We start from the raw sequence: 12,552 nt of genomic DNA on the forward strand, positions 1-12,552 counted from the left end.
ATGCCTGATTCGCAGGGCTTTTGATGATTAATTAAGGAATCGTGAATTGACAAATTTGCGATCCACTTCATGCTATGGATGCTAGCTTTTGCTGGACTGCATCGGAGGAGGATCGCATGCCTACATCGCACAGCGTCGCCGTACCGCGGGAAGCCGACCAGGCCCGTCCGCTCGATACCCCCGAAATGATCAATCGCATGGCTGCCGATCTGCGGGCCCGCAGCGATACGGACCTGCCGCTTTCGTTCTACGTGGCGCAGGTGCGCCGGCAACTGACCGGCCGCACGCCTGCCAACAGCCAGCCGGAGAGAGCGGTGCCCGAGACGACGCGGGCCGGAGAAGCCCATCCGTCGGTTTTCCATTCCTGGGCCTTTTCCGACTGATCAAGGCCACGGACCGTTTCGTGGCATCTGGGGCGCCTGTCCGCACACCCGCCTGATGGAACGCCTGCAGCCCTTTCCCGTTTGGTTCTGACGACGGCTGCCGCCTTGTGCGGCCGTCGTCGACACCAAAGGAGGAAGCCATGAGACTGTTTGAATGCGGCACGCTCGTGCCGGGTTGCGATTGGCATACCCGCGCCGATGAAGATGCCGAAATCGTGCGCCGCGCCGTCGATCATCTTCGCACCACCCATGGTGAAACGGTGATCCGGGAAACCATGATCGACAACATCAAGGCGCGTATCCAGAGTGAGCAAGCGACCGACGCTTCCGCTGTGGCTGCTGTTCGATAGCCGGCCTTGTGTGGGAGGCGGATCTGCCCGCAAGCGGGCCTGACCGATCAATGCATATGCGTGTCAGGCGATGATCGAGTGGCGGACGCAAGGAGCGCCCGCCAGCAATGGATATGACTATCCCAAGCGGCAGGACCTGTTCGTCAGAGACCGGCGTCGATCGTCTCTTTCAGCCGGGCGGCAAGTGCTGCCCGGTCCATCGCAAAATTGCCGTCAACCCAGAGCGTTTCGAGTTCCTGAAGGAGTTTTCCGATGCGGGGGCCGGCCGGCACGCCAAGCGCCATCGCATCCGCCCCGTTTAGCGGGAACTTCGGCTTTGCGAATTTTTCCGCGCGCTTCAGAAGCGCAGACCAGCGGGCGGCCTTGACCATGTCGGCGTCATTGGACTGCGCGGCATGGCGGGCGCTGGCAAGTGCCAGTTTCAGCCGCATCAGAAGCCCGTCCTTGCCGTTGCGATAGAGCAGCCGGTCGAGAGCCGTTTCGGCAAGCTCGACGGAGGGCACCGGCGACCGCCCCCAGTCCACGAGCCGCTGCGCCTCGGCGTTCGACAATCGCCAGCGCTCGGCCAGCGCCTTCAGCCGCACCGCATCGGGCGGAATGATGGCGGCAAGGCGAAGAAGCGCATCCGGTTCCCAGCCCAGCGATTGCTCGGCCGCCACCAGTCCGTGAATGGCATCGATGCCCCATTTCTCACTTTCCGGCAGAACGGCGCCCAGCACACCGGTGGTGCGCATCCACAAAAGCGCCCGCGACGGATCGGGAGCCGACAGAAGCTTTTTCATCTCCGCCCAAACCCGCTCCGCCGAAAGGCCGCCCAGTCTGTCCTTGGCCTTGGCGACGGCGCGCAATCCTTCCGCATCCGGCCGGCCCGAGCCGTAGATGGCAAAGAAGCGGAAGAAGCGCAGCACCCGCAGGTAATCCTCGGCAATGCGGGTCGCCGCATCGCCGATGAAACGCAGCGTGCGACTTTCGATATCCGCCAGACCATCGACCAGATCGATCACCTGCCCTTCCTGCGTTACGTAAAGAGCGTTGATGGTGAAATCGCGTCGCATCGCATCGGCCTGCCAGTCGGTGCCGAAGGCAACCTCGGCGTGGCGCCCATCGGTTGCGATATCGCGGCGCAGCGTCGTCACCTCGAAGGGCTGGCCATCGAGGACGAGCGTGACCGTGCCATGGGCGATGCCGGTTGGCACCGCCTTGATGCCGGCTGCCTTCGCCCGCTCCATCACAACCTGCGGCAAAAGCGTCGTGGCGAAATCGAGATCGCTGATTGCCATGCCCATCAGCGCATTGCGCACCGCGCCGCCTACCACGCGCCCCTCGCCGCCATCGGCGTTCAGCAGGGAAAACACGCGCTGCACGGGGGCGGCATAAAGCCAGCCGGCACCGGCAAGATTTGCGGCCTCAGGCCCTCCTTCGGACGCGGTCGTCATGCGTATAACCTTTCATAGAGCGTGCGCAGAATACCGGCGGTAATGCCCCAGATATTCCACTCGCCATAGGGCATTTCATAAAAGTGACGAAGCGTGCCGTTCCATTCCCGGCTGCCGCGATTGTGGTTGGCCGGGTCCATCAGGAAGGCAAGCGGCACCTCGAACACTCGGTCCACTTCCGTCGGGTTTGGTGTCAGCTGGAAGCCGCGCTCCACCACCGACAGCACCGGCGTGATGCGAAAGCCGGTTGCGGCAAAATAATCCGGCAGGCGGCCGACGGGTTCGACGAAGGTACGGGACAGGCCGATCTCTTCTTCCGCCTCGCGAAGGGCTGCCGCCTCGACGCTTGCATCATCCGGATCGACGGCACCGCCGGGAAAGGCGATCTGGCCGGAATGCTTGCGCAGCGTTGCCGTGCGCTTCGTCAGGATCACCCGCGCGCCTTCGGAATCGTTGACGACGGGCACCAGCACGGCCGCATCCTTGAGCGTTACGCCTTCCAGATGCGTGATGATATCAGGGTTCAGCAGGTGGTCGCCATGCTCGCGCGCCGCCGTCTCGATCGGGCTGCCGCTCTGGCTTTGCGCACGCCGCCGAAATTCCGCGGCCGAATAGAAGGCCGGATTGGCGAGGGCCGGATGCATCGACAGGTTACTCATTGCGACAGCTGGTCCAGTTCATCGGCGGGCATCACGGGAAAGATCGCGCCGCCGGACCGCAGGGCAAACATCGGCACGCCCTTCACATCGATCACCTCTCCGCGCTCGATGAGTTCGTACATGACCGCGCGTGACAAGAGTGCCTCCAGCCGTCCGCGCACCAGAACATAGGGCTTCAGCTGGCGGTGCTCGCCTTCGATGACGAAGCGCAAGCGATGCTCGCTGCCGACCTCCACCACATCGCCGACATTGGTGCGCAAGGTCAGCACTGGCTCTCCGTCGCGCTCGCCCGCCGTCATCTCGACGCCCAGGAAATGCGCATCCTCGACCTTGATCCTGAGTTTTTCCACAGGCGTGACGAGATAGGTGTGCCCGTCTTCATCCTTGCGCAGCACGGTGGAAAACAGCCGCACCAGCGCCGGGCGGCCGATCGGCGTTCCCATATAGAACCAGCGGCCGTCGGCGCGGATTTCCATGTCGATATCGCCGCAAAAGGGTGGATTCCAGCGTTCTACGGGTGGCAGACCGCGTGCGCTGCCATCGCTGCGGTGTCCCACCTCTTCGGCGGCGCGCGCAATCAGGGCCGCCAGTCCGTCTGCATCCCTTGCGGTATTAATCGTCTCACCTGCCATAATTTCAGTCATGGTTCCGGTTTATGGGTCGTGTCACGAGATAGTCATTCATAACGTTCTTGTCAGCCGCCGCCACGCGAATAAGTTGGAGTGAACGGACTGCTCGCTGAACAAGACGCGATTCGACCATGCCGGCAGGACGCCGGACACGAGCCTGATGGAGACCGACATGGGCGTGATGACTTCCACCGATACTCCACTCGATGAGAAGGCAATCGTCGCTGCCGCCGAACAGGCGCTTTCCGATATTGCCGCCGTGCGCACCGAAGTGTCGAAGGTCATCTTCGGCCAGGAACAGGTGGTGGAAAACACGCTCGTTGCCGTACTGTCGGGGGGCCATGCACTTCTCGTCGGCGTTCCGGGCCTTGCCAAGACCAAGCTCGTGACGACGCTCGGCACCGTGCTGGGGCTCGATGCCAACCGCATCCAGTTCACGCCGGACCTGATGCCGTCGGATATTCTCGGCACCGAAGTGATGGACCAGGACGAGAACGGCCGCCGCTCCTTCCGCTTCGTCAAGGGCCCGGTCTTTGCGCAATTGCTGATGGCTGACGAGATCAACCGCGCAAGCCCGCGCACGCAGTCGGCCCTTCTGCAGGCCATGCAGGAATATCACATCACGGTGGCCGGCCAGCGCTACGACCTGCCGACGCCCTTCCATGTGCTGGCGACCCAGAACCCGCTGGAGCAGGAAGGCACCTATCCGCTGCCGGAAGCCCAGCTCGACCGCTTTCTGCTGCAGGTGGATGTGCTCTATCCGGAGCTTGCCGCCGAGCGCCAGATTCTGCTCGACACCACCGGCACGTCGGAAGCAAAGGCTCGCGCCGTTATCGACGCGCAGCGCCTGAAAGAAATCCAGTCGCTCATTCGCCAGATGCCGGTGAGCGACAAGGTCGTGGATGCCATCCTGTCGCTTGTGCGCTCGGCCCGTCCGGGCCAGGGCAATACGATGACCGACCGTCATGTCGCCTGGGGCCCAGGTCCCCGCGCCGGCCAGGCGCTGATGCTCTGCGCCCGCGCCCGTGCGCTTTACGAGGGGCGTCTTTCCCCCTCGCTCGACGATGTTCATGCGCTGGCAGAACCGGTGCTGCAACACCGCATGGCGCTGACGTTTTCCGCGCGCGCCGAAGGCATGTCGGTTCGCGACGTGATCGACGGGCTTGTCAAGCAGGCGCGTGGCTGACCGGCCGCCGCAAGACATAAACGGAGCCACGTCAGTGGCCGCAAGCAAGGTAATCAGCAGGCGTGGCATCCATAGGCCAGATCGTTCCGCAGACCCCAGGCAATGACGTGCTTGCCCGCGCAAGACAACGCGCGGCCCTCGTTCCGGATTGCATGGTCGAAGCCCGCCGCATCGCCAACACGGTGATTGCCGGCTGGCACGGCCGGCGCAAGCGCGGCATCGGCGAAAATTTCTGGCAGTTCCGCCCCTATAGCGAGGGCGAGAGCCTGGCGCGCATCGACTGGCGCCGCTCCGCTCGCGACGACCATACCTATGTGCGCGATCTGGAATGGGAGGCTGCCCACACCGTCTGGCTCTGGGCCGACATGTCGCCATCGATGATGTACAAGTCGACGCTCGGCACGGTTTCCAAGGAAAGCCGGGCGCTGGTGCTGATGCTGGCGCTTGCGGAAATCCTCGCCCGGTCGGGAGAGCGCATCGGATGCCCCGGCGTGATGGAGCCGGTGTCGGCCCGCAACGCCGCCGAGCGGCTGGCAACCGCCATCATGCATGCACCGCTTGCCGAAGGACTGCCGGATACGGGCATGATCCGCGGCGCCAGCGACATCGTGCTGATCGGCGATTTTCTCGATGATGCCGACCGCATCATGGAGCGCATCACCCCTTTGTCGCGCCGCAACCTGCGCGGCCATGTGGTGGAAATCGCTGATCCGGCCGAAGAGACCTTTCCCTATAGCGGGCGCACCGAATTCACCGATCCGGAAACCGGCGAGAGGCTTGTCTCGGGCCGCGCCGAAATGCTGCGCGAGGATTACCAGCGGGCCTATCTGGCGCGGCGGGAATATCTTGGCCAGTCGCTGCGCCGGCTTGGCTGGAGTTTCGTCTTCCACCGCACCGATCACTTGGCATCGGAGGCACTGGCCGCGGTGCACGGCTATCTCTCCGGCAACCCGCCGCGCCTTGCAGGAGCGCGCTGATGGGGTCCTTTGCCTTTGCAACACCGGTCATCCTGTCTGCGCTCATCGTTCTGCCGGCCATCTGGTGGCTGCTGCGGCTGACGCCGCCGCGTCCGAAGCAGGAAGTGTTTCCGCCGCTCGCCATTCTCGCCACCGTTCTCAAGCGCGAGGAAACACCCTCGAAAAGCCCGTGGTGGCTGACGCTCCTGCGCATGCTGATGGCGGCTGCCATCATTTTCGCGATTGCCGATCCGGTGCTCAATCCGCGCAGTGGCACCCTGTCCAGCCAGGGGCCGCTCGTGCTCTTGATCGACAACAGCTGGTCGACGGCAGGCGACTGGCAAAGGCGGGTGGAAACCGCCGACATGCTGATCGGCGATGCCGAACGGGCGGATCTGCCGGTCTCGATCGTCCTGACCGCCGATGCGACCCATGATGCCGTGCCGGGAAGTGCCGCCGCTGCCCGCGAAAAGCTCGCCGCCGCCCAGCCCCGACCGCAGGTTCCCTTGCGCGCAAGTGCTGCCGAAGCGGTGGTGGAGGCGCTGAACGGCACCCGTCCCGGCACCGTCGCGTTCCTCGCCGATGGGGTTTCGACGCCAGAAGACGGCGACATGATGGCCGATATTTCAAGCCTGTCGCCCGCAGACGTCCGGCTGATCGAAGGCGATGGCGAGGGGGCCGTGGCACTGACCGATGTCAGCAACACCGCAAATGCCATGGCCGTTACCGCCGCCCGCCTGACTCGCGACGCCCCGGCGCGCTATCGCATAAATGCGCTTGACCAGCAGGGCCGTTCGCTTGCCACGACCGACATCGACTTTGCGGCAGGGGCTGCGACCGCAAGTGCCGCCCTGTCTGCGCCCTTCGAGCTGCGCAACGACTTTGCCCGCATCACGATTGAAAACAAGGCGACGGCCGGCGCCACGCACCTTCTGGACGACGGCTTTAAGCGCCGCCGCGTGGCGCTTTTGTCCGGCGACGGCGGCAATGACCTGCAGCCGCTGCTTCTGCCGCTCTACTATATTAGCCGCGCACTGCAGCCCTATGCCGATATCATCGAGCCGCGTGGCGCCGATCTGTCGGCGGCACTGCCGGAGATCCTGGCCGGCAACCCCTCTGCCATCATCATGGCCGATATCGGTCGCCTGCCGGCCGATACCTATGCGCCGCTGCAGCAGTGGATTGCCCGCGGCGGCCTGCTGATCCGCTTTGCCGGCCCCCGGCTTGCCGCAGCCCCCACCGACGACCCGCTGGTGCCGGTGATCCTGCGCCGCGGCGAACGGGCACTCGGTGGCGCGCTCTCCTGGGCCGAGCCGCAGCCGCTGGCGGACTTTCCAACCTTCGGTCCCTTTGCCGGCATGCCGCGCGCCGAAGACGTGCGGGTGAACCGTCAGGTTCTCGCCGAACCGACGCCGGATCTGGCCGAGCGCACCTGGGCAAGCCTCGCCGATGGCACGCCGCTGGTCACGACCCGCCAGGTGGAAGCCGGCCGCATCGTGCTCTTCCATGTGAGCGCCGAGGCGACCTGGTCCAACCTGCCGCTATCGGGCAATTTCGTCGAAATGCTGCGCCGTCTGGTGCAGACGGCCCGCGCTGGCGGGGCACAGACCGCCACCCGCGGCAGCGAGGCGGGCGTGGCACTTCCCCCTTACCGCCTGCTGACCGCCGCGGGCATTTTGACGGCCGAGACCGGAGCGGCAAAGCCGATCACCGTGGCTGCCGGGCAGATGCCGGTGGCAAGCCTTGACCATCCGCCCGGCCTCTACGGTTCGGAAGACGGTTTTACCGCCGTCAACCTGCTGCCGGCCGGCACACGGCTCGATCCGGTCTCGCTCTCTGCAGAAGGCCTGACGATGACCCGCGACAGCCTGATCGGCCGAGAAGCGGTGTCGCTGCGCCCTGCCCTCTTCACGCTGGCTTTCCTGCTTCTCCTCATCGATGGCCTGATCGTGCTTGTCATCAACGGCGGATTTTCACGCCCTGCGAAAGCCGGACGCGGCATCACTGCTGCCCTGCTGCTCGCCCTCCTCCCGCTGGCCGGTCTTCAGACCGAAAGCCGGGCGCAGGACGCAAAACCCGGCGATGCGCAGGCGCTGGAGCGGCTGGACACGACCCACCTTGCCTATGTGATTACCGGGGAAGCCGATGTCGATCGCATTTCCGAGCAGGGGCTCGAAGGGTTGAGCCAGTTCCTCACCTATCGCACGACGCTCGAGCCTGGCGATCCGGTCGGCCTCGACATCACGAAGGACGAGCTGTCCTTCTACCCGATCATCTACTGGCCGATCTCGGCGACCGCCCCGATGCCGACGGCGGCGGCGATTTCGCGCATCGACGCCTATATGCGCAATGGCGGCACGGTTCTGTTCGACACGCGCGATCAGTTCACCTCGCTGGAGGGTGGCACAAGTGCCAACGGACAGCGGCTGCAGGAAATCTTGGCCAATATCGACATTCCGCCGCTTGAGCCGACGCCGGAAAACCATGTGCTGACGCGCGCCTTCTATCTGCTGACGAATTTTCCCGGCCGCTATTCGGGAAGCCCGCTCTGGGTGGAGGCGCGTCAGGATGCGCGCAATTCCGGCAGCCAGATCTCGTCTTCCGGCGATGGCGTGACGCCGCTTCTGATCACCGGCAATGATTTTGCCGGCGCCTGGGCAATCGACGCCAATGGGGCACCGGTTCTGCCGACCGTGCCGCCGGACGACATGCAGCGCGAATATGCCTACCGCGCCGGCGTCAACATCATGATGTATATGCTGACCGGCAACTATAAGGCAGATCAGGTGCATGTGCCGGCACTCCTCGAACGGCTGGGCCAGTAGGAGGCGCTTTCCATGAATCTCGAATTTGCTCCCTTCCTGCCATCGCCGGCCCTTGCAGCACTCGCCGTGCTCGCCGCCCTCCTCGTGGCGATCTCGCTCTGGCGGGGACTGCGCGGATCGCTGCTGCGCGGCCTGGCCCTTGCGGCCCTCCTTCTTGCGCTCACCAATCCGACGCTGACGCAAGAAGACCGCCAGCCGCTTTCGACCGTCGTCCCCGTGCTGGTCGACCGGTCGCAGAGCCAGGATACGCCGCAGCGCCGGGCGCAAACCGATGCCTCCCTTGCCCAGTTGCGCGACCGCTTCTCGCGCTTCCCGCAGATCGAGACGCGCATCGTCGAGGTGAAGGATGACGAAACTTCCGACACGCCTTCGACGCGGCTCTTCACCGCCCTCTCCTCGGCCATTTCCGACGTGCCACCGGCGCGCATCGGAGCAGCCGTCTTCCTCACCGATGGCCAGATCCATGACCTGCCGGGGCCGAACGCCGATCTCGGCTTCAATGCCCCGATCCACGGCCTGATCACCGGCCGCGCCGATGAATTCGACCGGCGGGTGGAAGTAGTGCGTGCGCCGCGCTTCGGCATTGTCGGCGAAGAACAGGACATGACGCTGCGCGTCTTCGATGACGGGCGCACGCAAAGCGGGACCGCGCCGGTGACGGTGCGCATGAACGGCGAGGTCATCGCCACGCTTCAGGCCACCCCCGGCACGCCCATTCCCTTCCGCTTCACCGTGCCGCGCGGCGGCAACAATGTCATGGAGTTCTCCGTCGCCGAACTTCCCGGCGAAGTGACCACCGCCAACAATCGCGCCGTCCATGTGATCGACGGCATCCGCCAGAACCTGCGCGTGCTGCTGGTGTCCGGCGAGCCGCATGCCGGCGAACGGGCCTGGCGCAATCTCTTGAAATCCGACGCCTCGGTCGATCTCGTGCATTTCACCATTCTGCGTCCGCCGGAAAAGCAGGACGGCACGCCGATCAACGAGCTGTCGCTCATCGCCTTTCCGACGCGCGAGCTGTTCGTTGAAAAGATCAACGATTTTGACCTGATCATCTTCGACCGCTACCAGCACCGCAACGTGCTGCCGATCCTCTATTACGATTACATCGCGCAATATGTGGAAAAGGGCGGCGCGCTGCTGATTGCCGCCGGCCCCGAACATGCCGGCCCCGATTCCATTGCCTCGACGCCGCTGTCCACGGTGCTGCCGGCAGCACCGACCGGTGAGGTTCACAGTGCCGCCTTTTTCCCGCGCCTCTCGGAGCTTGGCAAGAAACACCCCGTCACCCGCGGCCTTGATGGCGCAAGCGCCGAACCGCCGGCCTGGGGCCGCTGGTTCCGCACCATCGACGTGACGCAGCCGCAGGGCGAAACCGTGATGCAGGGCGATGACAACCGACCGCTCCTCGTGCTCAACCGGCAGGGAGAAGGGCGCGTGGCCATGCTGCTCTCCGATCAGGGCTGGCTCTGGGCGCGCGGCTTCGAGGGCGGCGGCCCGCATGTGGCGCTCTACCGGCGCATCGCCCACTGGCTGATGAAGGAACCGGAACTGGAGGAAGAGGCCCTGACTGCGCGCGCACTCGGGCGCACGCTGGAGGCAACCCGCCAGACCATCGGCGACGATCCGGGCCCCGCCACGATCAAATACCCGTCCGGCCGCACTGAAAGCGTGCCATTCACCACCGCCGGCCCCGGTCTTTACCGCATCGACAAGCGCATGGACGAAACGGGCCTTTTCGAGGTTACAAATGGCACGTTTTCGACGCTTGTGCATATCGGAACCGTCGACGCGCCGGAATTCAAGGCGATGATTTCCACCACTGCGACGCTTGCCCCCTATGCCCAGGCGACGCGCGGACTGGTGGCGCGCGTGGAGAACGGTTCGGGCGTCAGCCTTCCCGGCATCCTGCCGGTGCGCGGCACGGTGCGCATCAACGATCCGGACCGGATGGTGATCCGCCTCACCGATGAAACCGTGCTGCGCGGCATCGACACGACGCCGCTGTTTGCCGGATTTGCCGGTCTTGCCGCCCTGCTTCTGGCAGTATCGGCGCTCTGGTGGCGCGAGGGGCGATAGGGCTGGTCACCATAAGGGACAACCAAGCCGGGGTTTGATCGCCCTGGCGGCTATGGTAATTGCCAACCTCCCCATCCAGAAAGGCGAGGTTTCTCATGCCGCAGATGCTGACCGTCACCGACCGCCTGACGCCCGAAGACGAAAAGGCAGTGCGTGACCCGCTGGTTGCCTACAATATTGCCCGTTTTGGCGAGAGCGACCGGCGCGATCTTGCCGTGCTCCTGCGCAACGATGCGGGAGAGGCAGAGGGAGGGCTTACGGGTCATACCGGCCGCGGCTGGCTTTACGTGCAACTTCTGTTCATTCCCGAACACCGCCGCGGCGAAGGCCTTGCCGCGACACTGCTTTCACTTGCCGAAGATGAAGCCCGCGCGCGCGGCTGCGTCGGCGCCTATATCGACACGATGAACCCGGTTGCCCGCAGCGCCTACGTGAAGGCCGGTTACAGACCGCTGGGTGAACTGCAGTATCTGGAGGGCGGACATTCGATTACCTGGCTCTGCAAGCGTTTCGACTGCAAGGAGGAAAGCCATGAGCGTGGATGACAATGGCTGGTCCCAATCAGCCGCTGCCTGGACGACATCCCAGGGCCATGACGGCGATTTCAACCGGCAATTCGTGCTTGATCCGGCCATCGATAGGTTGCTCGAAGGCCGCACCTTTTCCCGCGCGCTCGACGTCGGCTGCGGTGAGGGTCGCTTCTGCCGGCGCCTGAAGGCGCATCACGGTATCGCCGAGGTGGTCGGCATCGATCCGACATTGCCGCTTCTTGAAACAGCGAGACTGCGCGACCCGGGAGGCGATTACCGTCAGGCCATGGCCGAGGCCCTGCCCTTCCCGGATGGCAGCTTTGATCTCGTCGTCAGCTATTTTACGCTGATCGACATCGCCGATATCGAGACGGCCATTGCGGAAATGGCGCGCGTGACGGCGGCGGGCGGCACGCTCCTGATTGCCAATCTCAACCCCTTCATCACCGCCTGCGGCGGGGCCGCCTGGGTGCGCGACGGCAAAGGCCACAAGCTCTATGTGAAAGTGGACCGCTATCTGGAAGACCATGCCGACTGGCAGGAATGGCGCGGCATCCGCATTCTCAACTACCACCGGCCGATGAGCCGTTACATGTCGCTGCTGCTTGCCGCCGGGCTGCAACTGGTGTCATTTGCCGAACCACCGGCGATCGGCGGGCCGGCAGAGGCACGCGAGGCCTATAACCGCGTGCCCTATGCGCATCTGATGGAATGGACAAAGCCGGGGGCGTGAAACGCCTATTCGGCAGCGGCCGCAAGCGCCATCGGCTGCCAGTCCTGCCAGGCGATCACACCCTTCAGGCGCGGATGCACGTCATCCGCCATCGGCACGACCAGCACGCGGCCGGGATCGACGGGGCCGGGAAAGGTGAGCGCACCGTAGGAAACCTTTTCGAAACCGAGCGGCATGTAATAGGGCGGATCCCCGACAAGAATCACCGCCTGCGATCCCTTGCGCCGTGCCGCTTCGATGGCAATGCGCACCAGTTCGCGCCCGATGCCGCGGTTCTTGTGCGAGGGCCGCACCGCAAGCGGCCCGAGCAGATGGGCATCGACATCACCGGCTTTTACCGCCGTCATCCGCACGGATCCGATGGTTTCGCCATCGTCGGCGCAGATGAACGACAGCGACCGGTCATGCGGCCCCTGTTCGCGAATGCGCGCGGCCGCCTTGGTGAACCGGCCGGGGCCGAAGGCCTCGGCATTGATCAGGTCGATGATGGCATCGTGGGAGGCGTCTTCAGTGAGGTAGACGAGGTCATGCTTGTTCATGATCAGCTAAAACCGGATATCGGACAGGACAAAGGAAGAGCGGCAGCGCTCGCAAGCGCAGTGCAGGCTTTTCAGCGTCGTCGAAGTGTCCGGACCGTGATCATCAGATCGATTTTCCTCGTGGGTTGATCCCCATTACCAGCATTTTCCGGGGGCGTCCACGGAAAAGCTCGCACGAGAACACAGTGTCACCCTGCAGGCCCTCGCATTTTCATGCACCGGCTGCCAGAATGCAACAAAACCGTGT

General features: G+C 64.5%; 12 protein-coding genes. 8 read left to right on the forward strand and 4 right to left on the reverse strand.

Annotated elements, in window-relative coordinates; translation table 11 throughout:
- Positions 1 to 116 precede the first annotated feature (116 nt).
- Both ACEXP3_RS05540 and ACEXP3_RS05545 read left to right on the forward strand, forming a co-directional pair.
- Positions 117 to 383, forward strand: coding sequence for a hypothetical protein (locus ACEXP3_RS05540; RefSeq protein ID WP_210104419.1), 267 nt, complete (start codon positions 117 to 119; stop codon positions 381 to 383).
- A gap of 140 nt (positions 384 to 523) precedes the next feature.
- Complete coding sequence (locus tag ACEXP3_RS05545; protein ID WP_210104418.1) at positions 524 to 733, forward strand: DUF1059 domain-containing protein; 210 nt, start codon at positions 524 to 526, stop codon at positions 731 to 733.
- Positions 734 to 876: 143 nt separating this feature from the next.
- Here the strand turns inward: ACEXP3_RS05545 and ACEXP3_RS05550 are convergent, their stop codons facing one another.
- The 3 genes from ACEXP3_RS05550 to ACEXP3_RS05560 are packed head-to-tail and all read right to left on the reverse strand — an operon-like array spanning position 877 to position 3,460.
- Positions 877 to 2,169 carry a CCA tRNA nucleotidyltransferase gene (locus tag ACEXP3_RS05550; RefSeq protein ID WP_377296362.1) on the reverse strand — a complete coding sequence of 431 codons (1,293 nt, stop codon included), beginning with the start codon at positions 2,167 to 2,169 and terminating at the stop codon, positions 877 to 879.
- Complete coding sequence (locus ACEXP3_RS05555) at positions 2,166 to 2,819, reverse strand: CoA pyrophosphatase (RefSeq protein ID WP_377296597.1); 654 nt, start codon at positions 2,817 to 2,819, stop codon at positions 2,166 to 2,168. Before ACEXP3_RS05555 ends, ACEXP3_RS05550 begins: the two co-directional genes overlap by 4 nt.
- 5 nt (positions 2,820 to 2,824) lie before the next feature.
- Positions 2,825 to 3,460, reverse strand: coding sequence for a DUF1285 domain-containing protein (locus tag ACEXP3_RS05560; RefSeq protein WP_377296598.1), 636 nt, complete (start codon positions 3,458 to 3,460; stop codon positions 2,825 to 2,827).
- 169 nt (positions 3,461 to 3,629) lie between these two features.
- On the opposite strand from ACEXP3_RS05560, the gene ACEXP3_RS05565 reads away from it, so the two are divergent.
- From ACEXP3_RS05565 to ACEXP3_RS05590, 6 genes are all read left to right on the forward strand, one after another.
- On the forward strand, positions 3,630 to 4,643 hold the full coding sequence (locus ACEXP3_RS05565) for an AAA family ATPase (protein WP_377296363.1): 1,014 nt from the start codon (positions 3,630 to 3,632) through the stop codon (positions 4,641 to 4,643).
- Between the two features lie 62 nt (positions 4,644 to 4,705).
- On the forward strand, positions 4,706 to 5,620 hold the full coding sequence (locus ACEXP3_RS05570) for a DUF58 domain-containing protein (RefSeq protein ID WP_377296364.1): 915 nt from the start codon (positions 4,706 to 4,708) through the stop codon (positions 5,618 to 5,620).
- Complete coding sequence (locus ACEXP3_RS05575) at positions 5,620 to 8,424, forward strand: DUF4159 domain-containing protein (RefSeq protein WP_377296365.1); 2,805 nt, start codon at positions 5,620 to 5,622, stop codon at positions 8,422 to 8,424. Before ACEXP3_RS05570 ends, ACEXP3_RS05575 begins: the two co-directional genes overlap by 1 nt.
- 12 nt (positions 8,425 to 8,436) lie before the next feature.
- Entirely contained in the window at positions 8,437 to 10,503 is a 2,067-nt protein-coding gene (locus ACEXP3_RS05580; RefSeq protein ID WP_377296366.1) for a hypothetical protein, read from the forward strand.
- Between the two features lie 95 nt (positions 10,504 to 10,598).
- Positions 10,599 to 11,048, forward strand: a complete 450-nt coding sequence (locus ACEXP3_RS05585) for a GNAT family N-acetyltransferase (RefSeq protein ID WP_377296367.1) — start codon at positions 10,599 to 10,601, stop codon at positions 11,046 to 11,048.
- Positions 11,035 to 11,766, forward strand: a complete 732-nt coding sequence (locus tag ACEXP3_RS05590; protein ID WP_377296368.1) for a class I SAM-dependent methyltransferase — start codon at positions 11,035 to 11,037, stop codon at positions 11,764 to 11,766. The genes ACEXP3_RS05585 and ACEXP3_RS05590 overlap by 14 nt, the downstream gene beginning before the upstream one ends.
- 5 nt (positions 11,767 to 11,771) lie before the next feature.
- Here the strand turns inward: ACEXP3_RS05590 and ACEXP3_RS05595 are convergent, their stop codons facing one another.
- A complete protein-coding gene (locus tag ACEXP3_RS05595) occupies positions 11,772 to 12,305 on the reverse strand; it encodes a GNAT family N-acetyltransferase (protein ID WP_210104409.1) in 534 nt (177 codons plus the stop codon).
- Positions 12,306 to 12,552 lie beyond the last annotated feature (247 nt).

The organism is Neorhizobium fuzhouense (assembly GCF_042611105.1).
Lineage (GTDB): Bacteria > Pseudomonadota > Alphaproteobacteria > Rhizobiales > Rhizobiaceae > Neorhizobium > Neorhizobium galegae_A.